This is a genomic window from Bradyrhizobium sp. Gha (assembly GCF_900113735.1).
In the GTDB taxonomy this organism is placed as follows: Bacteria; Pseudomonadota; Alphaproteobacteria; order Rhizobiales; family Xanthobacteraceae; genus Bradyrhizobium.
This window is the reverse complement of record NZ_FOQM01000010.1, coordinates 59,080-82,230: the sequence shown is the minus strand read 5'-3', so window position 1 is coordinate 82,230 and position 23,151 is coordinate 59,080. Positions and strand designations below refer to the sequence as shown.

Below are 23,151 nucleotides of genomic sequence, written 5' to 3'. Positions count from 1 at the left end.
AGGTTTTCCGATCCAAGTTTTACTTATGGATGGCCTTACGAAGCATCGTTTGTCAATTGCCGGAGCGCGACGCAAAAACCTGCCGCAGTTCACGGGAGGTCTCGATGCTCACACGACGTCAATTCGGCTCATCTGCACTTGCGGTCGCGGGAAGTCTCTTGCTGCCTGAAGTTTCGGGTGCCGCGCCAGATGGAACCGCACTGCTCGTCGAGGCCATCAAGCAACTGGAACTGAAGAGCGGAGGCCGGCTCGGTGTCTCCGTGCTGGACACCGCGACGGGCACTCCGATCCATCACAGGGGGGACGAACGCTTTCCCATGTGCAGCACGTTCAAGGTCCTGGCGGCGGCAGCAATACTAAAGGACGTCGGCAGCAAGCTGGAAGGCCTTGAGCGGCGGGTTCGTATCGAGCAGGCCGATCTCGTCGAGTACTCGCCGGTCACGAGCAAGCATGTCGGCGGCGGCGGAATGTCGCTTCGCGAGCTTTGCGAGGCGGCCATTACCATGAGCGACAACACAGCCGGCAACGCACTTCTGAAAAACATTGGCGGTCCCGCCGGCTTGACCAGCTTTGCGCGAAGCCTCGGCGACCAGATGACAAGACTGGACCGGATTGAAACCGAACTGAACGAGGCCGCGCCGGGAGATCCCCGCGACACCACCACGCCGAACGCGATGGCAGCTAATTTCAGCCGCCTGCTGCTGGGTGACGTCCTTCTCCCGGAAGGACGCGAGCAACTCGGCAAATGGCTTATCGCAAACAAGACTGGGGATACTCGCTTGCGCGCGGGGCTGCCGCGCGGCTGGCACGTCGGCGACAAGACAGGAGCGGGCGAACATGGCACCACCAATGACGTCGCCATCGTGTGGCCGCCCGAGCGGTCGCCGCTCGTCATCGCGGTCTATCTCACCGGCGCTTCGCTTGATCCCAATGGACGAAACGATGTGATCGCAGCGGTCGGTCGCGAGGTCGGCAAGGCCTTGGCCTGACGGCTGCGCCCGCCCTACCCCGCCCGCGCCGCGCGCCGCAGTGCCTGCGGCGGCTGGCCGAAGGCGCGGATGAAGGCGCGGCGCATGCGCTCGGGATCGCCGAAGCCGGTCGCCTCCGCGACCAGCTCGATGGCCTCGCGCGAGGACTGCACGCGTTCGCGGGCGACCTCGATCCGCAACCGCTCGATCGCTTTCGACGGCGTCGTACCGGTCTCCGCGGCGAAAGCGCGCGCGAAATGCCGCGCGCTCATGCCGGCGCGATCGGCGAGGTTTTCCACCGTCAACCGCGCGTCGAGATTTTCGCGCGCCCAGGACAGCAACGTCCCGAACCGGCCATTCGGCGTCTTCAGTTCGAGAAGCGATGAGAACTGCGACTGGCCGCCGCTGCGGCGATGATAGAGCACGAGCTGGCGTGCAGTCGCCTGCGCGATCTCCTCGCCATGATCCTCGGTGACCATCGCGAGGGCGAGATCGATGCCGGCGCTGATGCCGGCGGACGTCCAGATATTGCCGTCGCGTGTGAAAATCTGGTCCGGCTCGAACTTCACCTTCGGATAACGTGCGACGAAATCGCGCGTGCGGCCCCAATGGGTGGTGGCGCGGCGGCCATCGAGCAGGCCGGCCTCCGCAAGCACATAGGCGCCCGAGCAGACGCTGGCGATCCGCACGCCGCGCCTGGCCAGCCGCTGCACGAAGGCGAGCGTCACAGGACAGCGCGCCGGAGCCGACACGCCCGCACCGCCCGCCACGACCAGCGTCGTGATCGCGTTCGCCGCTTTGAAATCGCGCGCCATCATCTCCACGCCGGAGGACGAGCGCACGGCTCCCGTGTTCAGCGCCAGCGCCCGCAGCGCAAGCGGCCTGCCGCTCGCGCGTGCCGCGATCTCGAACACCGAGATCGGGCCGGCCGCATCGAGCAGCTGGAAGTCCGGGAAGATCAGGATGCCGATCATGGTCATGTCCGAAACTGAGGGAAATATGCCATTTTGGACCAGAGAGCATCATGCCAGATTGCGCCCGTCAAGCAGTTCACTGGAGGCTTTCATGTCGGCACCGCTGCAGATCGGACTTTTGGTGTTCCCGCGCGTCACCCAGCTCGACTTCACCGGGCCGTTGCAGGTGTTCTCATCCGTCCCCGGCGCGAAGCTGCATCTGATCTGGAAACGGATCGAGCCGGTGCCGAGCGATTCCGTGTTGATGCTGACGCCGACCATGACGTTCGCCGATTGCCCGCAGCTCGACGTGATCTGCGTGCCCGGTGGCAGCGGCACCAACGATCTGCTCAATGACGAAGAGGTGCTTGATTTCCTGCGCAGGCAGGCCGATGGCGCAAAGTACGTGACCTCGGTCTGCACGGGATCCCTGGCGCTCGGCGCGGCGGGCCTGCTGAAGGGCTTTCGTGCGGCCACCCATTGGAGCGCGATGGAGATGCTCAGCGAGTTCGGTGCGACGCCAACCAAGACCCGTGTCTGCGTCGACCGTAACCGCATCACCGGCGGCGGCGTCACCGCAGGAATCGATTTTGCGCTGACGCTGGTCTCGATGATGAGAGACCGCACCACGGCGGAGGCGATCCAGCTCTCCATGGAATATAATCCGGCGCCGCCGTTCAATTCCGGCTCGCCGGATACTGCGCCTGCCGAGGTGCTCGCCCTGGTCACGGAGCGCATCGCGCCAAACCAACCCCGCCGTCTCGATGCGGTGAAGCGCGCAGCGGCGCGGGTGACGTGACGACAGAAAAAGGCCGCTCGGTTCCCCAAGCGGCCTTTCCTGTCTCACGGCGGCGCACATTCTCATCGGGCGATGTCGGAACTCCCAGATCGGGGGCCTATCTCCCGATCGAGTCCTTCCTCGGCGGCCGCTGCATCTCGGGACAGTCGCGAACTGTTGCCCGAACCGAACGCGATGGTCTCCCATCTCCGTAAGATGGGTTCATTGAGCCGCATCGCTCGTGCAGGCGCAACGCCCACGCAGCCGACATCCCCGCTGTTCCCGTTGTCCACAGCGACGCGATGCGGATGCGCGTGAATCCAATCCGGTGACTAAGAATCCGGTGACTAAGGAAGGCGGTTAGCCAGGCGTCCAAGGCTGGTAGTCGCCCGTGGCCTTCGGCCGCCTGCCGCTGGCCAAGGTCGATCCCGACGGGCGGTAGGCCTTCGCGGTGCCGGTGAGATTCGGCTGGTGCGGCTTTTCCCACTCGCGGGGCTGATAGTTGAGCTCGGTCGGCGGCACATCGACGACGTGATGGATCCAGCCGTGCCAGGCCGGCGGAATGCGGCTGGCTTCGGCATAGCCGTTATAGATCACCCAGCGCCGCTCGAAGCCGAGCGTGGGGTCGATCTTGCCACCGGCCGTGCGGTAATAGCGGTTGCCCTGCTCGTCCTGGCCGACCAGCTCTCCGAACCTGGAGGTCCAGAGTTGCGTGCCAAAGGTCTGGCCGTTCCACCAGGTGAAGAGCTTCAAAAAGAATTGTTTCATGCGGCAAGGGCCCTGCTTCGTGGGGTCCTGATGCCATCCGGACGGCCAAATGTCCAGTTCGACCGGCGCGGCCCGTGCCCAGCCCGAACGGCTTGACAGCGGCACTCCATGCTGCCGCAAATCGGACGCGATCCATTCATGCCGGGTACAGCGTGGCTCAGGAAATATACGCCTCATGTGCAAACCAGCGTGATCCCAGGAACTGCTGCCCTTTCAAGGGATTTGCTACCGGGAAAGGAGTTTGAACATGAACAGTCTGAGAGTTTTGGGTGCGGCCGCAGCGCTGGCACTCGTTATTCCAATGGCAACCCCGAGCTTTGCCCAGGGCCGTGGCGGCCACGGTGGCTTTGGCGGCGGCCATTTCAGCGGCGGCGGAGCACATTTCAGCGGCGGCGGTGCGCACTTCGGCGGCGGCAGCAGTTTCACAGCCAACGCGGCGGCAATGCGTCCCAGCGGCGGCGCGGCACCGACCTTTGGCGGCGCCCGCACCTTTAGCAGCGCTTCGCCCACCTTCAGCGGCGGTACCCGCAGCTTCTCGACGGCCTCGACCGGTAACTGGGGCGGCCGCAATTGGAACGGCGGCTGGCATCACCATCGCGGCGGGGGCTTCTGGCCGGGCTTCGCGGCCGGCGCTGCGATCGGCGGCCTCGGCTCCTATGCCTATTACGGCGGTCCGTATTACGACGATTCCTACTACGACGACGGATACTATGACGACGGCGCGGCTGTCGCAGTGGTCCCCGACGGTGGCGGCGATGCGGCGGCCTATTGCGCGCAACGCTACCGGTCCTACGACCCGGCGTCCGGCACCTATCTCGGCTATGACGGCCTGCGCCATCCCTGCCCGTAAGGCCGCGTGAAGCACGTCAATCATGGGCGGCGTCGGTCATTCGGCGCCGCCCATGCTTTTGCCGGCGCCGGCGAACGAGCAGCGCGAACGAACATCAGTCGCGCACAAGCCGCGGCATCGCTCGTCATCTTGTCGCACGTCACGAAGCAGCTTGCTGACCGCGCCGATTTGCCTCAGCCTGTCATTGGATTCCCATGAAATTCACCCGCGGTATTGGCCGCCCGTGTCCGGAACCTGCGGGAACGCTATGCATTCCGCGATGCATATCGATCCCTGGGCAATCGAAAATTGACCCGGCGCACGATTCGCCTATATCACCAATCGCTGTGGGGACTTCGATCTACTAGGAAGGGTCATGCCGCGTATTCTGGTGGTCGATGACGATCCGATGGTCGGCGCGACCATCGAGGTCCTCCTGCAGCGCCAGGGCTTCGATGTCACGCTCACCGACGGTGGCGAGACAGGGCTTGCTGCGCTCGAATCGCAGACGTTCGATGTGATGCTGGTCGACATCTTCATGCCGCATATGCGCGGCTTCGAATCCATCCGCATCTTCCATGAGCGCGCGCCTGCCATCCCGTTGATTGCCATGTCGGGCTACGCCTTTGCCTCATCCGCCTCGCCCTCTCCGGACTTTCTCCGCATGGCACTGGAGCTTGGCGCGACGCGCTGCCTGCGCAAGCCGTTCACGCCCGAGGTCCTGCTGACCACGATCCGGGAATCCCTCGGCGAGACCGCGCCGAAGGACAAGAAAGAAGCACCTTGATCCCTTCGCAGCGCGTCATTCTCGGTGCTGGACTTGCCATCCTTCTGCTGATCACCGCCGCCTCAATCGGCCTCGACGTCGAGTCGCGGTCCGATGCGGCCTGGGTCAATCACACCGTGGAGGTGCTGAAGAAGATTTCCGACCTGCGCCTGCTGATGCGGCGCGCCGAGAGCGCCGCGCGCGGCTACGAGATCTATCGCAGCCAGAGCTTCAACGACGAGTTTCAGGCGGTGCGGGCCCAGATCGCGCCCGCCCTCGCCGACCTCAAGCGCAGCGTCCACGATGATTCCGATCAGGTCGCGTTGCTGCAGGCGACCGAACCGCTGGCGTTGCGTCGGATCGAGATCGCCGCAGAGGCGATGCGGCTGCGCACCACCAATGACGGCGACGGCATTGCCGCACTCAATGGCAAGAGCGAAGGCCGCGGCCTGATGGACACGGTGATGAGCAATCTCGACCATCTGAGTTCGGGCGAAGAACGGCTGCTCAGCGCGCGATCGATGGATTCGCGCCGCACCGGCATCGTGCTGCTCGGCATCGACGTTGTGGGCGCGCTGGTGATCCTCTTGCTGGTCCTGATGGTGATGCGCGAGAGCCGGCGCACCACGGTGCAACTTCAGAGCTCGCTCGAGCAAACGCAAGCTGCCAAGGCGTCGCTCGAGGCCGCCGTCGCCGAACGCACCGAGCACCTCGTCACCGCCCATGACGAGCTGCGCTTGTCGGTCAACGTGCTCCAGAGCACGTTCCGCAGCATGGCGGAAGCGGTGCTGGTCATCGACAAGGAAGGCACGGTCCTGCTGTCCAATCCCGCGGCCGAGCGGATGCTGCTGCATCGCGCCGGCATGAACCTGGGCAATCTGCGTGCGCTATCCGACGTGTTCCAGGGCGACGGCGTCACGCCGCTGAAGTCCGACGAGCTGCCCTCCGTGCGCGTCCTTCGCGGCGAGGAGTTCGAAGCTCTCGAGATGATCGTTCGCCCGCACAGCGGCAACAATTCGCGACATCTGATGATCAGCGGCCGGCCGATGCGCGACGGGCAAGGCAACATCTCAGGCGCCGTGCTGGTGTATCATGACGCGACCTCGTCGCGCGAAACCGAGCGGCAACTTTACCAGTCGCAGAAGCTCGACTCGATCGGCAAGCTGACCGGCGGTGTCGCGCACGACTTCAACAACATGCTGACGGTGATCTCCGGCAATACCGAGACGCTGGTGGCGGGCCTGAAGGGCCAGCCCGAGCTGCAGCGCACCGCGCGGCTGATCGACGACGCCGCGGAGCGCTGTGCCGAGCTGATCCAGCACCTGCTCGCCTTCGCGCGAAAACAGCCGCTGCAGCCGCGCGACATCGACATCAACGCCGCCATCGCCGACATCGCAAAGCTCTTGCGCCCGACACTGGGCGAGCAGATCCAGATCGAGACGGTGCTGGAACAGGGAGCGATGACCTCGCACATCGATCCGTCGCGCCTCACCAATGCCGTTCTCAACATGGCGATCAACGCCCGCGACGCCATGCCTGATGGCGGCAAGCTGCTGCTCGAGACGCACCGCGTCGTGCTGGACGAGGCCTATGCGCAGGCCAATGCCGACGTCAGGCCCGGCGCTTACGTGATGCTCGCCGTCAGCGACAGCGGCACCGGCATGCCGCAGAGCGTTCAGGACAAGGCCTTCGAGCCGTTCTTCACCACCAAGGAGGTCGGCAGGGGCTCCGGCCTGGGCCTCTCCATGGTCTATGGCTTCGTCAAGCAGTCCGGCGGACACATCAAGATCTACAGCGAGGAAGGCCACGGCACCACGATCAAGCTGTATCTGCCGCCGGGCGACGGCCCGGCCGAAATGACGGCGTCAGCCGCAGCGCAGGCCGAAGGCGGCGCCGAGACCATTTTCATCGTCGAGGACGACAATCTGGTGCGCAACTTCGTCACCGCGCAGCTGCAGAGCCTCGGCTACAAGACAGTGGCCGCCGGCGACAGCAAGGCGGCGCTGCAGATGATCGAGGACGGCCAGGCCTTCGACCTGCTCTTCACCGACGTCGTGATCCCCGGCGGCATGAGCGGCCGCGAGCTCGCCGACGAGGTGGCGAAGCACCGGCCGGGCCTCAAGGTGCTCTACACCTCCGGCTACACCGACAACGCCATCGTCCATCACGGCAAGCTCGACGACGGCGTGATGCTGTTGACGAAGCCATATCGCCGCAACCAGCTCGCCGAGATGATCCGCAAGGCGTTGAACGGCGCTGGCGGCACGGCGGCGTCTTGAACGCGGGCGCACACGTTCGGCCCGCGTGAGCTCAATCCGGCATCGGCGCAGCCCCGGTCATCGCCTCGGCGCCCATTCCCGCGGTGACGAGATCGTCCGAGGCGCCGTCATAATGGCTCACTTTTTCCTCGTGAAGCCAAGCCGGCAGCTCGCCCGCGCGAGCCACGCCGATCGACATCAGGGCTATGGAACGACAAAAAAGGTTTTGATCTTGAGCTACCCGTTCGAAGTGGAACTGACGTCATCGGGAAGCTCCATGTTCAGCAATGCCGAGCTGAGCGACTTTCCGTGTGCATCGATGGCCAGGGATCGCGTCACGCCGCCGCCAAGCGCCTCGGTCATGACGAAGTTCAGGGCCGCGATCTCAGGCAATTCGTACCGCGTCACCTCGCCGTTGACGATGCCATCGAACAAGTGCTTGACCCGCTCGGCCGTCACGTAGTCGCAGAGCACGCCATAGTCATTCGGGTCGTAGGCGATCAGGGAGACGTTTGACGTGTTGCCCTTGTCTCCCGTGCGCGAGTGCGCGATGTCCCGCAGTTTCATGCTGTCACCCTCTGCTCATCGCGAGCGTGTTGCGTACCCGCTCACGTCTTGAAGTATTGGACGGCCGTGCGGACGGCAGCTTCAGGAATCAGGGTCGATGCCACGGCAACGACTTCACGGGCCGATTTCCAGGCGCCGCCGCCTCCGGCCGGACCATTGGTGTAGAGGGTCTCGACCTCCTCGCCGATACGCCGCGCTTCGGCCAGCGTTTCGGTGCGACCGATCACACGAACCCGCACTTCGTAAGGTTGGGCTTCCTGCGATAGGCCCTCGCCATGGAGCGCGTTCGAGCCGATGAGATCGCACCTCAATTCACTGGTCTCCACGCCCGCGATCGCAAGCCGCTCCCGCACGATATCGAGCGCCAGCCGTCCGCGCGCGAGGGCGCCTGGCCCGGCATAGGAGATCTGGCCTTCGCCCACATAGCTGTCGATGTAGCCGACCGAAACCTTGAGTTCGCCTGATTTCGGTGTGCCGGTCGCACCGAATACATGGACGCGATCCTCGCCAATCTCTTCCACCCGGACACGCGAGAAGTCAGCGACCACGTCAGGTTGGAGATAGCGGGCGGGATCGTGGATCTCGTACAGCAATTGCTCCTTGACCGTCGCGGCGGTGACCTGCCCGCCGGATCCCGGCACCTTGGTGACCACCAGATCCCCGTCCTCGCGCACTTCGCCGATCGGAAAGCCGAGACGGGCAAGATCCCTGACGTCCTTGTAGCCGGGATCGGCAAAGTATCCGCCGGTGACCTGACCCGCGCACTCCAGGAGATGGCCGACCAGAATGCCTTTTCCCAGCAGCGGCCAATCGTCCATCGCCCAGCCGAACTCGTGGATCAACGGACCGAGGAAAAGCGAGGGATCGGCGGCCCGACCGGTGATGACGACCTCGGCCCCATCATGCAAGGCTTGCGCGATTGACGCGCCGCCGAGATAGGCATTGGCGGACGCGATGCGATTGCCCAGACTGTCGACGGTGCAGCCGATGTCGAGAGGACGATCGGAGTTCTTCAAATCGCCCAGCACGTCATCCCCGGTGACGGCAGCGATCTTGAGTCCATGAAGCCCGAGCTGCCGCGCGATCGCCGTGGTGGTCCGCGCGGCGGATACCGGATTGGCTGCGCCCATGTTCGTGACGATGCGGACACCGTTGGCGCGGCAGGCCGGCAGCACCGCCTTCATCCGCGCTTCCAGCAGCGGGTCGAACCCGGCGTCGGGATCCTTCAGCCGCGCGGCTTGCGCAAGCGCGATGGTGCGCTCGGCGAGGCATTCGAACACCAGATAATCGAGCCTGCCCTTTTCCGCGAGCTCGACGGCCGGTTCGATGCGGTCGCCCGAATAGCCGGCGCCTGCTCCCAATCTGATCGTGCGCATTCGTCACCTCGCTATAGCGGGAAAATGCCGAGACAAACGCAAGCTATAGTCGTGACCACAGATGCGGCAAAGAGAAACGGTATCGTGAACTTCTGATGGTCGGCGAGATCGACCGACGTGCCGGCCTGCAGGCCGAGCCGCTTCTTTTCCCTGCGACCGAGCCAGTAGGGGACGAAATCTTCGCCGAACCCTCGCTGCGCAGCCGCAGGATCAGCGACAGCAACTTTTTCGCGGCCGGTCGCGCTAATCGCCGCTCAGCCGGGCGTTCGCGGAGTACCTGCAGGCGCGCCGACGCGGCCTGTTCGCAGGCGGCCGATCCTGACCCTAGCGCGTCGCCAGCACCACGGCCGCGAGAGTAAAGATCAGCGAGGCGATCTGCCCGGGCCCGAGCGGCTCGTGCAGCGCGATCGCTGATGCCACGACGCCGATCACAGGCACCGCCATCGTCCCGATCGCCGCCACGGAGGCCGGCAGCCGCGCCAGTGCCGCAAACCAGCTGACATAGGCGATGCAGAACTGCACCACGGTCGAATAGACCAGCAGCCACCAGCCTGTTGGCGTCACCTTGTCCAGATGCGAGGTTTCGATGAGCACGCCGATGACCGAGATCGGCAGGCAGCCGATCCCGATCTGCCAGGCCGCGGCCGTGATCGGCGGCAGATGAATCGGGTATTTCTTGGAGAACACCGTGCCGACGGCAAAGCCGATGGCGCCTGATAGCGCCATGATGATGCCGGGTGCCTTCTCGGCACTGGCGGCAAAGCCGTTGCCGCCCATGATCGAGGCGAGCCCGGCAAACGCCATCACCAGCGCAATCGTGCGCAGCACCGTCGGCCGCTCGCCCAGCACCGGCCAGGCGATCAGGGAGGCCCAGACCGGCATCGTGTAGGCAATCAGCGCCGCCTCGCTCGCCGGCAGCCAGAGCAGCGCCAGCCCCATCAGCACCATCCAGCCGGTGACGTTGAGGACGGCTGCCGTGATCAGCCGCGGCCAGATCGCGCGCGCGACCGTCAGGCTGTCGCCGCGCACCAGCGCGAGTGCGGCCAGCAGCAGCGCGCCGAGCACGCCGGTGACGCCGCGGAGCGTCAGCGGCGGCAGCTCGGAAAGCAGGAATTTCGTCACCGGCCAATTGAATCCCCAGCCGATCGAGGTGATCGCGAGGAACATCAGGCCGGCCGGGGCGATGCGCGGCCGCAGCACCGGTTTAGTCGAATCAAGCATGGAGGCAGTCCGGCAAATCAGGGGTTAGCTTGGCGCGGATTCAGGGGCGCGACCACCACCTCGGCGGGCATGCCTGCCCTTACCTTCCGTAGCCCTACGTGAGTCCTGCTGACGCAATCCTTTCAGGCAAAAATATACCTGCCCTGTGAACAGCGGGATGAAGGGCCGGATCATCACGGGATGCAAATTTTTTTCGGTTGGGAATCCCTGAGGACTCACTGATACTTGGCTCCGCAACAGGCGCGAGCTTGCCCCTGTTATCCCCCGCAATCCACCATATTTAGTATTTGATTCAGGAACTCGCACTAGTTCTTGACGGGCGCTTTGGAGAGTCCTAGCTTTCGATCCGTTCGGCGCGAGTGAGTTTGCGTCCCGCCGGCACTCCCCCCAAGGGTCTCGCAAATCGCCACTCCGCCAAGCCAGACGAAGGCAGCGGGAAAGGGCTTGTCTGCCCTGATGAGCAGACTTTTCGGGCGCCAGAACGGGCCGGTAACAGGCTCGGACGGCAGCGGTAGACGTTGTGACGGTGTGGGGCGTTTGAACGCATGTCGGGCTCATCCCCTTGGGGGCGGATGTGTCTGGGCATGCCGGCGGATGAGAGGTGCACGCACCCGACATCCCGGGAGAAACAGGCCGGATCCACCGGCTGAACTGCGGTGCCCAAGGGCCGACAGGGCCCTGAAGGAACCGCGAATTGAAATAGCGACCCGGACGCCTTCAACGCGGGGCGGTCAGGTCAAAGAAAAGGACGGGGCAAGACCATGCGGATTGAGCGGCGCCACACCACGGCAGGACAGTCACCTTATGCGGGAATGGAGTTCCGCCTGACCACGTCGGAGATCCGGAATCCCGACGGGTCGGTCGTGTTTAAAATGGACGGCGTCGAGGTCCCGGCCGAATGGTCGCAGGTCGCCTCCGACGTGCTCGCCCAGAAATACTTCCGCAAGGCTGGCGTCGCCGCGCGCCTGAAAAAGGTCGAGGAGGAATCCGTCCCCTCCTTCCTGTGGCGCTCCGTGCCCGACACCGAGGCCCTCGCAGCACTGCCTGAGAAAGAGCGCTATGTCAGCGAGCTCAGCGCCAAGCAGGTGTTCGATCGCCTCGCCGGCTGCTGGACCTATTGGGGCTGGAAGGGCAAGTATTTCTCCTCCGACGAAGACGCGCAGGCCTTCTACGACGAGCTCCGCTACATGCTCGCCATGCAGATGGTCGCGCCGAACTCGCCGCAATGGTTCAACACCGGCCTGCACTGGGCCTATGGCATCGACGGCCCCGGCCAGGGCCACTATTACGTCGACCCCTTCACCGGCAAGCTGACCCGCTCGAAGTCCTCCTATGAGCACCCGCAGCCGCACGCCTGCTTCATCCAGGGCGTCGGCGACGACCTCGTCAACGAAGGCGGCATCATGGATCTCTGGGTCCGCGAAGCGCGCCTGTTCAAATACGGCTCCGGCACCGGCTCCAACTTCTCCCGCCTGCGCGGTGAGGGTGAAAAGCTCTCCGGCGGCGGCCGTTCGTCCGGCCTGATGAGCTTCCTCAAGATCGGCGACCGCGCCGCCGGCGCGATCAAGTCGGGCGGCACCACGCGCCGCGCCGCCAAGATGGTCGTGGTCGACGTCGATCATCCCGATATCGAGACCTATATCGACTGGAAGGTGAAGGAGGAGCAGAAGGTTGCTGCGCTGGTCACCGGCTCCAAGATCAACCAGAAGCACCTCAAGGCGGTGCTGAAGGCCTGCGTGAACTGCGAAGGCTCGGGCGACGATTGCTTCGACCCCGAGAAGAACCCTGCCCTGCGTCGTGAGATCAAGCTCGCGCGTCGCAGCCTCGTGCCGGACAATTACATCAAGCGCGTCATCCAATTTGCAAAACAGGGCTACAAGGACATCCAGTTCGACGTCTACGACACCGACTGGGACAGCGAAGCCTACCTCACGGTCTCCGGCCAGAACTCCAACAACTCGGTCTCGCTGAAGGACGACTTCCTCCGCGCCGTCGAGACCGATGGCGACTGGAACCTGAACGCCCGCACCTCCAAGAAGGTGACGAAGACGCTCAGGGCGCGCGACCTCTGGGAGAAGATCGGCTACGCCGCCTGGGCGTCGGCCGACCCGGGCCTGCACTTCAACACCACCATGAATGACTGGCACACCTGCAAGGCGTCAGGCGACATCCGCGCGTCCAATCCGTGCTCGGAATACATGTTCCTCGACGACACCGCCTGCAACCTCGCCTCCGCCAACCTGCTGACCTTCTACAACACGTCGACAAAACAGTTCGACGTGAAGGGCTATGAGCACCTCTGCCAGCTCTGGACCATCGTGCTGGAAATCTCGGTGATGATGGCGCAGTTCCCGTCGCGCGCGATCGCCGAGCTCTCCTACGAGTTCCGCACGCTCGGCCTCGGCTACGCCAATATCGGCGGCCTCCTGATGACCATGGGCCTGTCCTACGACAGCAAGGAAGGCCGTGCGCTCTGCGGCGCGCTGACCGCCGTGATGACCGGCATCACCTACAAGACCTCGGCGGAAATGGCGGCCGAGCTCGGCACCTTCCCCGGCTACAAGAAGAACGCCGCGCACATGCTGCGCGTCATCCGCAACCACCGCCGCGCCGCGCATGGCGAGTCCTCCGGCTACGAGGCGCTCTCCGTCAACCCGGTGCCGCTCGACCACGCCTCCTGCCCGCAACAGGACATCGTCACCCATGCCAAGGCGGCCTGGGATGCGGCGCTCGCGCTTGGCGAGCAGCACGGCTATCGCAACGCCCAGACCACCGTCATCGCGCCCACCGGCACGATCGGCCTGGTCATGGATTGCGACACCACCGGCATCGAACCTGATTTCGCGCTGGTGAAGTTCAAGAAGCTCGCCGGCGGCGGCTACTTCAAGATCATCAACCGTGCGGTGCCCTCCGCGCTGCGCGCGCTCGGCTATCGCGAGAGCGAGATCGCGGAGATCGAAGCCTACGCCGTCGGCCACGGCTCGCTCTCCAACGCGCCCGGCATCAACGCCTCGACGCTGAAGGCAAAAGGCTTCACGGATGAAGCCATCGCCAAGGTCGAGAAGGCGCTGCCGACCGCCTTCGACATCAAGTTCGCCTTCAACAAGTGGACCTTTGGCGAAGAGTTCATCCGCGACCAGCTCGGCATCGGTGCCGAGGCGATCGCGGCCCCGGGCTTCGACCTGCTCCAGGCCGTCGGCTTCACCAAGCGCGAGATCGAGGCGGCCAATGTCCACATCTGCGGCGCGATGACGGTGGAAGGTGCCCCGCACCTGAAGGCCGAGCACTATTCCGTGTTCGATTGCGCCAACCCCTGCGGCAAGATCGGCAAGCGTTATCTCTCGGTCGAGAGCCACATCCGCATGATGGCAGCCGCACAGCCCTTCATCTCGGGTGCGATCTCCAAGACCATCAACATGCCGAACGACGCGACGGTCGAGGACTGCAAGTCCGCCTACATGCTGTCGTGGAAACTGGCGCTGAAGGCCAACGCGCTCTATCGCGACGGCTCCAAGCTCAGCCAGCCGCTCAACTCGCAGCTCATCAGCGATGACGATGACGAGGACGATGCGGTCGAGGCGCTCTACGAGAAGCCGATGGCCGCGCGCGCGACCCAGGTCTCGGAGAAGATCGTCGAGAAGCTGGTCGAGCGCATCATCGTGATGCGCGAGCGCGAGAAGATGCCTGACCGGCGCAAGGGCTACACCCAGAAGGCGGTCGTCGGCGGCCACAAGGTGTACTTGCGAACCGGCGAATATGACGACGGCCGTCTCGGCGAGATCTTCATCGACATGCACAAGGAAGGCGCCGCGCTCCGCTCCTTCATCAACAATTTTGCGATCGCGGTGTCCCTCGGTCTGCAATACGGCGTGCCGCTCGACGAGTACGTCGATGCCTTCACCTTCACCCGCTTCGAGCCGGCGGGCCCCGTGCAGGGCAACGACAGCATCAAGTACGCGACCTCGATCCTCGACTACGTCTTCCGCGAGCTCGCGGTGAGCTACATGTCGCGCTTCGATCTCGCCCATGTCGATCCCAACGAGACCGGCTTCGACGCGCTCGGCAAGGGCGTCGAGGAAGGCAAGGAGCCCGACGAGACCCAGCACGCGACCAAGCTGGTCTCGCGCGGCCTCACCCGCTCGCGGACCGACAACCTCGTCGTGATGCGCGGCGGCAGCGCCGCGATTGCCCAGGGCAACGACAGCGCACCGTCGGGCGGCAGCAAGATCACGGCCCTCGCCCACGGCGCATCTGCCCGCGTCGGCGACGCCATCGAAGGCGCCGTCGCCCTGAAGCAGGAAGCCAACCACGACCTCTCCCCCACGGAGAAGCTCGAGGCGCTGCAGTGGAGCAAGGCCGGCAGCGCCGCGTCAGTCGCCGCCCCCACCAAGGCCGAACGCCGCGCCGAAGCGAAAGCCAAGGGCTATGAGGGCGAGATGTGCAGCGAGTGCGGCAACTTCACGCTGGTGCGGAATGGGACGTGCATGAAGTGCGACACGTGCGGAAGCACGACGGGGTGTTCGTGAGCATCAATAGATAGTGTCATCAAGCTAGAAAGGCCGCACTTTGTGCGGCCTTTCTTCTGAACAAGGATGATCCACGCCGGGGATGGCCCCTGAATTACGGTGACAGTGCACTAAATCGCTACCTCCCGATCTGCAGCGGGGCTGAAGCGTCAATCAAATGCACCGTCACTGCAATCGCATCTACGCCGCGCTGCTGCGCTGCGTGTGACGTCCCTCCTTCACCTCTTCGATGATCTTTGCGCTGAAGGCCTTGAGGTCACCGGGGTTGCGCGAGGTGATGACGCCCTGGTCGACGACGACCTCCGCATCTTCCCACTTCGCCCCGGCATTGGCGACGTCGGTCTTGATCGATTTGTAGGACGTCATCCTGCGGCCCTTCGCGATCCCCGTCTCGACCAGCAGCCAGGGCGCATGGCAGACAGCGGCGACGACCTTCTTGGCATCGAAGGCGCTCCTGATGAAGCTGAGCGCCTTGGGCTCGACACGCAGCAGGTCAGGGTTGATCTGGCCGCCGGGCAGCACGAGCGCGTCATAGTCGTCGGCAGCGGCCTGATCGAGAGTTTTGTCGACCTTGACGGAGCGGCCCCAATCCTTCTTGTCCCAGCCCTTGATCTCGCCAGGCTGCAACGAAATGATCTCCACAGTCGCACCGGCAGCCTTGAGGGCATCACGCGGCACTTCGAGCTCCGATTGCTCGAATCCGTTGGCCGCCAGAATCGCGATCTTCTTCCCGGACAGTTCCATCGGTGTCTCCTTTGAGCGTGAGATGATGCCAGTCAATCGAACACTTTCGCATTTCGTTCCTCACACGCCCGCCGCCGAAATTACCTTTGCGGCCGAGCCCTTCCCCTCTAAACTCCCAACCCCGTCGGCATGAGTTCCGACGGGCCCGGTAGAAGCGGAGTGAGATCATGCCCAAACCGGAAAGCTTCCCGATCGAGAAGATCTTCGTTCCCACGAAGCAGAAGAAGGCCATCAAGCCCGAGACCGTCGCGGAGGTCGCGGAAAGTATTATGGAGATCGGACAACAGGCGCCCATTTCCATCAGACGCGACGGAGACCGCCTCGTTCTGGTCGAGGGACTGCATCGGCTCGAAGCCTGCAAGGCGCTCGGCGAGACGACCATTCTCGGTGTCCTGGTCACGGCCGAGCTTGCTCAACACAAGCCGCAGCTCGCCGAACGCCCCGAAGTCGAGGCAGAGCGCATCAAGATGGCGCGCTTGAAACAACTGCGCCTGGAGAAGGAAGCCGCAGAGGCATCGGCAAATGCCTCGAAGCGCGTCAACGCAACGGAAGCGCCGCGCACCCGTCCGACGAAGGGCGTCCGCGATAATCCGAAGGCAGCACCGGGCCGGACTGCGAAATCGCCACCGAAAACATTGTCGGCCTGGATCACGCAGCAAAAGAGCAGCGGCGGGCGCTATTGATTGCTGCGATCATGGCGATCAGCTCGCCTGATGGTTGATAGACCGAGCCGCCCGTCTCAGGCAAAATCTCACCACATGGCGGCCACTCAAGCGACGTCTGATAATCGCGATTTCAGCGCAAACGCGACGGAGGCTTGCGGCTTCAGCGATATTGAGGAGCCATTTGCAATGTTGAGTTCGGTCAAAAATAAGTCTGGGGGAAAATCCGGCCGGCGCGGCGGGAAAAAGAAGGCCGGGCAAGACACCGGGGCCGACAAGCAACACGCAACTGCAGCCCATCAATCGCCGGATGCCGAGGCGGAGATCAGCCAGGGGAACAAGCAGGAGCAAGAAAACAGGCAAGAGGTCGAGGCGACCCGACAGATCAGCGCGGAGGTATCCTCGGCTGCAGCCTTGCCAACCCGGATGGAGATCGTTGCCAGCGCCCCCGTCGCACCTGTGGAACCCTCGCAGGCCAGTCCCCAGGCAATTGCCGATGCCTATAGCCGCTACATCAGCAACTCCCTTGAGCACACCTGGACGTTCCTGGGAAAGCTCGCGGCCGCGCGCTCACCCGTCGAGGCCTTCGAGCTTCAGATGAAGTACGCGAAACAGGCGTGTGACTCCTTCGCCGCCGAATCCCGCGAGATCGCCGGGTTGCACGAACGAATGACCAGACAAACGTTCATGCACTTTGAGAGATTCGTGACCAGGCTCACCCAGACCACGCGCGAAGTCCGCGCGACACGTCACTAGCGACAGCCGGCGTATTCCGACGGCGCGGAGCCGAGCCCGCCATAATTTTTCCTTTGCACGTGCGTTGTGTCTGGCAGCGGCGAGACCTATCCTTCCAACGATCGGACTGCCATCCCATTGACGCCGACCGGATGGAGAGCGCATCGGTGCCTGACACGAACGACCCGAACCCTGATGTTGCCAACCCTGATGTTGCCAAGCCTGATACGGCCAAGGCTGCTACTGGTAAGCCTGATACCGGGAAGGCTGATACCGGGAAGCCTGATGCCGGCAATCGCGATCCCGCCAATCCCGATACTGCCAATCCCGATGCTGCGAAGCCGGGCGAGGCGCGCGCCGACGACGGGCTGACGCGGGCCTACGACCGGATCAAGAGCGCTGAGCAAGACCTTGCGCGGCTGGACCGGCTGGTTTCCGGAATGGAACACAACAGCGAAGCCCCGCGGGCTTCGCACGCCAGCGCGACGGCAGCTGCAACTGCCGGAAACAAGGCGCCGACGCCGGATGCCGGGATTCCCAATGCCAAGATCCTGAGGACCAAGCCGCGCGATCAAGGCTTGAAGGGAGATCGGACCATGATGCGCGCCTTGGTCGGCCTCATGCTGGCGATCGGGCTTCTCGGTGCCGCCTTCGCTTCGCAATATCGCGATGAGGCCAAATCGATCAGCAGGTCGATCATGGCACGATGGGCTCCGGTTGCGAGCCAGCCCCCGCAAGCCTCCGCGCCGGATACTCCGGCGCAGCCGCCGCCCGTGCTGCTGGCGGCTGCGGACGAGTCGAACCCGGGGCCCGCAGCGCCGGTCGCGAAGGAAACCGAAAGCGCCCCGAAGTCCGGCACGACCGCGCCCGAGGCGTCATCGACCGATCTCGCGCAATCGCTCAAGTCCATCACGAGCGAGCTTGCGAGCATCAACGGCAAGCTCGAGCAGTTGAAAAGCCGCAACGAACAGACCCTGCGTGAGCAGGCCGACTCCATTCAGCAGCTCAAGGCCGCGCAGGAGAAGGATGCGGCAGAGAGTGCGCGCCTCGCAGCGCAGGTCCACGCGCTGCAGACGCAACTGAGCGCTCCATCGACGTCATCCGCGCCTGCGGCCGCAAAGCCCACCGTGCGCAGTGCGACCAATGATGCGGCTGCGCGTGCGCGGCCGCACGTGCCAGAGCCCCCACCACCCCGGCGGCCCAGACCGCCGCGAGGACCCTGGATGCCGCCGCCCTACATGGGCGACCCCTACGGCGATCCGGATTGGTGAGCCCGCAAAGCGCCCGCCTTTAGCGCCGCGGGGTGGGCAAAGGCGCACTTGCGCCGCGCCCACCCCGCGAACCTATGCCCGTCTCACCGGACTTCGCTCATCGTCACCTTGGCGGCGATCCCGGTCAACTCGGAGCCATCAGGTGCAAGCTCCTCATCGGAAGACGGGCCGACCGAGACCGTGGCCATTCTGCGTTTGACCTGTTCGCATGTCTTGCGGACGTCTTCGGTGAACAGCGCGCATTCTTCGATGCGCTTGAAGATCTTCCGCCCCTCTTCACGATAGCCCGTCGCCGTTTCCCGCATGAAGGCGATGGCATCATGGACCTGAGCTGTCAGCGCCTCGCACTTTTGCGCGGCGTCGATCAACTCGGTGCCCATGGCCTCGATCTCCTTTGCAGCGGACTCATAGTCGCGAATGACCGCCTCCGCACTGAGGGCGCCGACGCGCGTGACGCCTTCGGTGTGCTCGACGTAATCAGGTAAAGCAATGGATGTCAGAGAACTTCCCGAGCGTACCGAGGCAATGTCCGCTTCGAGCTGAACCAGGTTTACGCCTTGCCGTCTGTGCAATTGTTCGACACTTGCCATTGATGGTCCTCCAAATACGCACCCAGAACCCCAAAACAGTATTGTGTTTATTACGGGGGTAAGTAGCATTCCACCTCGATGAATCGTTGACAGTCGCAGCTTTGCCATTTTTTCTCGACCTCGAACACTGCACGCAGCGATAAGCGATTGATCGTCGCGCAACCTCTCCTGGTCGCGCTTGGGATTGCGGTGACAGTGCACGCATCCCTCCCTCGGTCTCACTTTCGGGGGGTCAAATCCCGATTTCGCAAGCCCGCACTCTCACAAGCCCTGTCGATGAATTCCTCGCCCCGCGGACTCGCATTGATCAGCGACAGATTCGCAGAGAGTACAGATGCAGACGGTGCGTCCGTCTGCGGCTGGTGATGAGCCCGATGGCTCGAGTCCTCCACTGCCCGACGCCCAAAGCTCGGGGAATGCCGGCGGATCCAATCGCAAAGCTTTTGGTCCGACACCCGCCGCCTCAAAGTCGACGTCAGGTGCTGTCTTTCCCCACGCGCACAGTGTTCGAACGACCCCTTTGCATGCACAAACTCAGTCAGATGAGATGTCCAATATGGCAGGAAGCCGCGCCAATCCAGATCCAATGACCAATCGCTTAGGAACGCTAGCGGCGGTGTTGCAGCGGCCGCTATCGATTGGCCGGATAAGCGATGAAGAAAAGACCGTGCGCCAAATTCATTCACCGTCATCGAAGCTCGCTTTGAGGCTTGCTTCAACCCAGCTTCGGCCCTGTAGCGGTTCGCGTGCGCTCCACCATCGCAGCCCGGCTGCAGACCAAGCGCGCATTTCTCTCTACGTCTGGACGAGGGCGTCGCAGCTGGACTGAGGCTGAGCAAGATCGCTCTGACCGCGATCGGCAGATGATGCAACGAAACAGAGATCTTTCGGGACCCGATTTTCCCCCTCGGTCGTTTTGCCCTCCACGATTGCCACCAGGTCTGTGGCGGTCCCCTCAAGGATCGTGGCCACCTCCAACAGTGAGATCACCAGGCGCGGCATCCGCCGGAGTTTCTCCTCGACAGCAACCGCGCGGAGATCGTTCGAGGTCCGCCCGCCAAGCAGGCGCCATCCTGCGAAGGCTATGTCGAGGACATTGCCCGAGAGGTATCCCACTGACGACAACGATTGCTTTGACTCGAGCAAGAGCTCGTCGGCCATCCGATCCATCACCTTGATGACGGCAATCGTATCCCGCGCGACACAGGCGAGGCTATCTCCATACCCATTGTGAACGCCCGAGTTATCGACGCTCTCCCTAAGCACGAACTCCAAAGATCGATTGTGCAGGTCGGAAAGTCGGGCCACCAACGTCGAGAACCGCAATCGAGCGGTTCTAACAAGCGCTTCCAGCAATGACAGGTTGGCCTGCATCGATTCCGATGCAGGCTTCGACCTGATGAGTGTGAAGTACATCATTTGCTCCAGAGGCCGCCATGCGCTAATGGCGACGCAACTTTAGGTGCGCCTACAACAAAGCGCTTGAACGTCTTGAGCCACGATTGATCAATGCACGCCTCGAAAACCGATCCGACAAAGATAAGTAAACAAAATTCGTATGATGCCGAACACAAGGCCGGCCCGAGCTTGTCGGACTCGCGAGAACGTGTTCGTCTGGGCGCTGCCCGCACCATACCTGGGCGCCACAACTTAAAATTGATTTTCAGAGAATGCCGGCAGCAGTCATTGCCGGTGACGCGTTGAGTGTAAAAGCATGAATGACGTTGGACTTTACGGCGACCGGCTCGCCAAACTCTTCGGGATGATCGAGCAACCCCGTACGGGACTGGTCAAATCCCTGCAAAAGGGAACATTCGCGGCGGTGCGCCTGACCCATTTCGGCCAGGATAGCAATCCAACCCTGCCCTCTCCTCCGGATGAGGCATTTGCAGTTTGTCTGCGATTGCGCAATCAAAGGGCCGAGTCATGGATTGACGGGCGCCATGCACCTAAAGGATCGTTGATGGATGAAGCCAGCATCTACGATTTGCGATGCGAGACCGTGGTTCGCTTCCAGGATCCATTTGACTTTGTTTATCTCTATTTGCCGCATAGCGCCTTGAGTGGCGTTGCAACCGAGCTCGATGCACCTCGCGTCCAGTTCGACGTTGGGACCGGTACAACCATCCGCGATCCGATCGTGACGCATCTTGGCAAGAGCCTGTTGCCAGCGCTCGAGAGGCCGCATGAGGCCAACGAGCTGTTTGTCGGCTACGTTGCGATGGCGCTCAACACCCATTTCCTTCACAAGTATACCAGCATCCTGGCGCCTGATCGCTTGCGCCGCAGCGGATTGACGGCGTGGCAACTTCGGATCGCGAAAGACACGATGCGCGCCCATCTCGATGGTGAGGTTTCTCTCGCGCGCATCGCCAGCGAATGCGGTCTATCGGCAGCGCATTTTTCCCGCGCTTTCAAGGTCAGTACAGGGACACCGCCACATCGCTGGCTGATCGATCAGCGCATTGAGGAAAGCAAGGCTTTGCTGATCGGATCGTCATTGTCGCTCACTGAAATCGCAATCAGGTGCGGCTTTGCTGATCAAAGTCACTTCACGAGAGCCTTCTCCGCCAGGACCGGAACGACTCCAGGCCGCTGGCGCTTGGCTCGAAGTACCTGATATGGCGCCGTCGCCGGATCATCTGCCCGATCGACCTCTGCGCATGAATCGGCTTCAAAAGTAGGATGCGTCAGCACAGAACGTCACTGCCTCTGTGCGCGAAAGCTATTCGATCCTGCCATGCCCAGCCTAACCGCTTGAAAATACTGAATGGGAAGAGCAACCTCCGTTCGGAATCGCCGATCCCAATCCAAACATTTCCTTTCAGCCTTCCTTGCGGAGGCTAGGCTCCCGATGAGGCCCCATGGCTCCCACGTCTGCCGACAAGCTCAAACTCTTTCGTATCCGCCGCGCGCCAAAAGGCGGCCGCAAGGCTGCTGTGCCGGGCCCTGACGTCGAAGAAAAGATCCTTGATGCAGCGGAGTTCGTATTTGGGCATTTCGGTTACCGCGGGGCGACGACTGCTCTGATTGCCAAGAAGGCATCGATCGCAAAACCCCACATATACTACTATTTCGAGGACAAGGAGGATCTGTACCGCGCAGTGCTGGAACGCGCGATGAATATGTGGGCGCGGGACATGGACAATCTGGACATGACGTCCGACATCAAGACCATCCTCATCCGCTATATCCACAAAAAGCTCGATTTTTCGCGAGATCACCCTCATCTATCGCGCATCTATGCAAACGAAATCATCAGCGGCGCACAGTTCATCGGCAGCTTCATCGAGAAGGTCTCAACTCCATTATTGCTCGAGAAGGTCGCGACGCTGGAGCAATGGGCGGCGAGCGGGTCCATTCGCTCGATCAGCGCGGTGGATCTCTTCTTCTGCATCTGGGCAATGACCCAGGCCTATGCCGACTTCTCGAGCCAGATGCTCATCATGAAGGGCAAAAGGCAGCTGGAAGAGGCGGATTTCGATTCTGCGAAAGCGACGATCGCACAGCTGGTTTTTGGCGGACTTGGGCTCGAAGGCACGGACCAGCCGACCATCCGGCTCCCCACCAAGCCGGTCACGGCAAAATCAGGCACCTAGCCCATTTTTCGATCGCGCTTTTTGCTGCGCTTCTAGCTTTCACCCAGCAGAAACAGCCCACAATTTCCGGCGCTCGGGGCTTGGCCGGTCAAATCTACTTTTAGTTGCGCGAAAGCATGACAAGGTCCATTCGCGGCCTCGGAAAAACATGCTTGTAAAATATCTTTATCGATCGTAAAAAAGTATTTTATCAATCGTTATAGATATGACATGTTTGCGCCGGTCGGATCGCCTCGCGATGGTGCGGGCTTGCGCCGACAAACGTTGGAGACAGAGGATATTCATCCAAGAGCGGCGACGTTCCCGCGCCGGTCAATACGGTGCTCATCCCAAGCTCTATCATGGGGCGTTCAATTACGACGGGGTCTGGACCCACGGGCGCTGATTGCTCTCGCGCTATCTGGTATTCTGTCTATTGGATTGTCTCTGTTGGGTGCCTATGGACTGATCTTGAACCCCGGGAGACTGGGAATGGCTCATCGGAGCCTGTCTCGGAGGAACGATCTACAGAGCGCTATCGAACGAGCAGAGCGCGATTTC

General features: G+C 62.8%; 20 protein-coding genes. 11 read left to right on the top strand and 9 right to left on the bottom strand.

What is annotated here, in order from left to right; genetic code table 11:
* The first annotated feature begins 104 nt into the window (after positions 1-104).
* A complete protein-coding gene (gene bla, locus BM222_RS15310) occupies positions 105-989 on the top strand; it encodes a class A beta-lactamase (protein ID WP_092229060.1) in 885 nt (294 codons plus the stop codon).
* Positions 990-1,003: 14 nt separating this feature from the next.
* Here bla and BM222_RS15305 read toward each other — a convergent pair whose 3' ends face one another.
* Entirely contained in the window at positions 1,004-1,942 is a 939-nt protein-coding gene (locus BM222_RS15305; RefSeq protein WP_092229144.1) for a GlxA family transcriptional regulator, read from the bottom strand.
* Positions 1,943-2,033: 91 nt separating this feature from the next.
* On the opposite strand from BM222_RS15305, the gene BM222_RS15300 reads away from it, so the two are divergent.
* On the top strand, positions 2,034-2,720 hold the full coding sequence (locus tag BM222_RS15300; RefSeq protein WP_092229059.1) for a DJ-1/PfpI family protein: 687 nt from the start codon (positions 2,034-2,036) through the stop codon (positions 2,718-2,720).
* Positions 2,721-3,059: 339 nt separating this feature from the next.
* Here the strand turns inward: BM222_RS15300 and BM222_RS15295 are convergent, their stop codons facing one another.
* Positions 3,060-3,467: an NADH:ubiquinone oxidoreductase subunit NDUFA12 gene (locus BM222_RS15295; RefSeq protein ID WP_092229143.1), complete on the bottom strand. Its 408-nt coding sequence runs from the start codon at positions 3,465-3,467 to the stop codon at positions 3,060-3,062.
* A 247-nt stretch (positions 3,468-3,714) separates the two neighbouring features.
* Here BM222_RS15295 and BM222_RS15290 point away from each other — a divergent pair, with 247 nt between their 5' ends.
* The 3 genes from BM222_RS15290 (at position 3,715) to BM222_RS15280 (ending at position 7,341) form a co-directional block, all read left to right on the top strand.
* Positions 3,715-4,317 (top strand): BA14K family protein, encoded by a 603-nt coding sequence (locus BM222_RS15290; protein ID WP_092229058.1) that lies wholly within the window; start codon positions 3,715-3,717, stop codon positions 4,315-4,317.
* A gap of 355 nt (positions 4,318-4,672) precedes the next feature.
* Entirely contained in the window at positions 4,673-5,083 is a 411-nt protein-coding gene (locus BM222_RS15285) for a response regulator (protein WP_092229057.1), read from the top strand.
* A complete protein-coding gene (locus BM222_RS15280) occupies positions 5,080-7,341 on the top strand; it encodes a CHASE3 domain-containing protein (protein ID WP_092229056.1) in 2,262 nt (753 codons plus the stop codon). Before BM222_RS15285 ends, BM222_RS15280 begins: the two co-directional genes overlap by 4 nt.
* Positions 7,342-7,372: 31 nt before the next feature.
* Here the strand turns inward: BM222_RS15280 and BM222_RS42105 are convergent, their stop codons facing one another.
* From BM222_RS42105 to BM222_RS15265, 4 genes are all read right to left on the bottom strand, one after another.
* A complete protein-coding gene (locus tag BM222_RS42105; RefSeq protein ID WP_244547140.1) occupies positions 7,373-7,462 on the bottom strand; it encodes a D-(-)-3-hydroxybutyrate oligomer hydrolase in 90 nt (29 codons plus the stop codon).
* Between the two features lie 95 nt (positions 7,463-7,557).
* Positions 7,558-7,887 (bottom strand): AtuA-related protein, encoded by a 330-nt coding sequence (locus BM222_RS15275; RefSeq protein WP_092229055.1) that lies wholly within the window; start codon positions 7,885-7,887, stop codon positions 7,558-7,560.
* A gap of 41 nt (positions 7,888-7,928) precedes the next feature.
* On the bottom strand, positions 7,929-9,263 hold the full coding sequence (locus BM222_RS15270; protein ID WP_092229054.1) for an acyclic terpene utilization AtuA family protein: 1,335 nt from the start codon (positions 9,261-9,263) through the stop codon (positions 7,929-7,931).
* Between the two features lie 324 nt (positions 9,264-9,587).
* A complete protein-coding gene (locus BM222_RS15265) occupies positions 9,588-10,484 on the bottom strand; it encodes a DMT family transporter (protein ID WP_092229053.1) in 897 nt (298 codons plus the stop codon).
* 761 nt (positions 10,485-11,245) lie between these two features.
* Here BM222_RS15265 and BM222_RS15260 point away from each other — a divergent pair.
* On the top strand, positions 11,246-15,010 hold the full coding sequence (locus BM222_RS15260; protein WP_092229052.1) for a vitamin B12-dependent ribonucleotide reductase: 3,765 nt from the start codon (positions 11,246-11,248) through the stop codon (positions 15,008-15,010).
* A gap of 180 nt (positions 15,011-15,190) precedes the next feature.
* On the opposite strand, the gene BM222_RS15255 is transcribed toward BM222_RS15260, so the two are convergent.
* Positions 15,191-15,754, bottom strand: coding sequence for a type 1 glutamine amidotransferase domain-containing protein (locus BM222_RS15255; protein ID WP_092229051.1), 564 nt, complete (start codon positions 15,752-15,754; stop codon positions 15,191-15,193).
* A 167-nt stretch (positions 15,755-15,921) separates the two neighbouring features.
* On the opposite strand from BM222_RS15255, the gene BM222_RS15250 reads away from it, so the two are divergent.
* From BM222_RS15250 to BM222_RS15240, 3 genes are all read left to right on the top strand, one after another.
* A complete protein-coding gene (locus BM222_RS15250; RefSeq protein WP_092229050.1) occupies positions 15,922-16,437 on the top strand; it encodes a ParB N-terminal domain-containing protein in 516 nt (171 codons plus the stop codon).
* Between the two features lie 75 nt (positions 16,438-16,512).
* On the top strand, positions 16,513-17,172 hold the full coding sequence (locus tag BM222_RS15245; protein WP_092229049.1) for a phasin family protein: 660 nt from the start codon (positions 16,513-16,515) through the stop codon (positions 17,170-17,172).
* A 146-nt stretch (positions 17,173-17,318) separates the two neighbouring features.
* Positions 17,319-18,422: a hypothetical protein gene (locus BM222_RS15240; protein WP_349509857.1), complete on the top strand. Its 1,104-nt coding sequence runs from the start codon at positions 17,319-17,321 to the stop codon at positions 18,420-18,422.
* 83 nt (positions 18,423-18,505) lie between these two features.
* Here BM222_RS15240 and BM222_RS15235 read toward each other — a convergent pair whose 3' ends face one another.
* Together BM222_RS15235 and BM222_RS15230 are read right to left on the bottom strand one after the other, a co-directional pair.
* Positions 18,506-19,012, bottom strand: coding sequence for a hypothetical protein (locus BM222_RS15235; RefSeq protein WP_092229047.1), 507 nt, complete (start codon positions 19,010-19,012; stop codon positions 18,506-18,508).
* 795 nt (positions 19,013-19,807) lie between these two features.
* Entirely contained in the window at positions 19,808-20,431 is a 624-nt protein-coding gene (locus tag BM222_RS15230; RefSeq protein WP_092229046.1) for a hypothetical protein, read from the bottom strand.
* Positions 20,432-20,726: 295 nt separating this feature from the next.
* On the opposite strand from BM222_RS15230, the gene BM222_RS15225 reads away from it, so the two are divergent.
* Both BM222_RS15225 and BM222_RS15220 read left to right on the top strand, forming a co-directional pair.
* Positions 20,727-21,632 carry an AraC family transcriptional regulator gene (locus BM222_RS15225; protein ID WP_092229045.1) on the top strand — a complete coding sequence of 302 codons (906 nt, stop codon included), beginning with the start codon at positions 20,727-20,729 and terminating at the stop codon, positions 21,630-21,632.
* Between the two features lie 244 nt (positions 21,633-21,876).
* Positions 21,877-22,611 carry a TetR/AcrR family transcriptional regulator gene (locus BM222_RS15220; protein WP_092229044.1) on the top strand — a complete coding sequence of 245 codons (735 nt, stop codon included), beginning with the start codon at positions 21,877-21,879 and terminating at the stop codon, positions 22,609-22,611.
* Positions 22,612-23,151 lie beyond the last annotated feature (540 nt).

Excerpts from the sequence above, each read along its gene's own strand:
- bla (WP_092229060.1), top strand. The coding sequence starts at position 105 with ATGCTCACACGACGTCAATTCGGCTCATCTGCACTTGCGGTCGCGGGA.
- BM222_RS15305 (WP_092229144.1), bottom strand. The coding sequence starts at position 1,942 with ATGATCGGCATCCTGATCTTCCCGGACTTCCAGCTGCTCGATGCGGCC.
- BM222_RS15300 (WP_092229059.1), top strand. The coding sequence starts at position 2,034 with ATGTCGGCACCGCTGCAGATCGGACTTTTGGTGTTCCCGCGCGTCACC.
- BM222_RS15295 (WP_092229143.1), bottom strand. The coding sequence starts at position 3,467 with ATGAAACAATTCTTTTTGAAGCTCTTCACCTGGTGGAACGGCCAGACC.
- BM222_RS15290 (WP_092229058.1), top strand. The coding sequence starts at position 3,715 with ATGAACAGTCTGAGAGTTTTGGGTGCGGCCGCAGCGCTGGCACTCGTT.
- BM222_RS15285 (WP_092229057.1), top strand. The coding sequence starts at position 4,673 with ATGCCGCGTATTCTGGTGGTCGATGACGATCCGATGGTCGGCGCGACC.
- BM222_RS15275 (WP_092229055.1), bottom strand. The coding sequence starts at position 7,887 with ATGAAACTGCGGGACATCGCGCACTCGCGCACGGGAGACAAGGGCAAC.
- BM222_RS15270 (WP_092229054.1), bottom strand. The coding sequence starts at position 9,263 with ATGCGCACGATCAGATTGGGAGCAGGCGCCGGCTATTCGGGCGACCGC.
- BM222_RS15265 (WP_092229053.1), bottom strand. The coding sequence starts at position 10,484 with ATGCTTGATTCGACTAAACCGGTGCTGCGGCCGCGCATCGCCCCGGCC.
- BM222_RS15260 (WP_092229052.1), top strand. The coding sequence starts at position 11,246 with ATGCGGATTGAGCGGCGCCACACCACGGCAGGACAGTCACCTTATGCG.
- BM222_RS15255 (WP_092229051.1), bottom strand. The coding sequence starts at position 15,754 with ATGGAACTGTCCGGGAAGAAGATCGCGATTCTGGCGGCCAACGGATTC.
- BM222_RS15250 (WP_092229050.1), top strand. The coding sequence starts at position 15,922 with ATGCCCAAACCGGAAAGCTTCCCGATCGAGAAGATCTTCGTTCCCACG.
- BM222_RS15245 (WP_092229049.1), top strand. The coding sequence starts at position 16,513 with ATGGCGGCCACTCAAGCGACGTCTGATAATCGCGATTTCAGCGCAAAC.
- BM222_RS15235 (WP_092229047.1), bottom strand. The coding sequence starts at position 19,012 with ATGGCAAGTGTCGAACAATTGCACAGACGGCAAGGCGTAAACCTGGTT.
- BM222_RS15230 (WP_092229046.1), bottom strand. The coding sequence starts at position 20,431 with ATGATGTACTTCACACTCATCAGGTCGAAGCCTGCATCGGAATCGATG.
- BM222_RS15225 (WP_092229045.1), top strand. The coding sequence starts at position 20,727 with ATGAATGACGTTGGACTTTACGGCGACCGGCTCGCCAAACTCTTCGGG.
- BM222_RS15220 (WP_092229044.1), top strand. The coding sequence starts at position 21,877 with ATGGCTCCCACGTCTGCCGACAAGCTCAAACTCTTTCGTATCCGCCGC.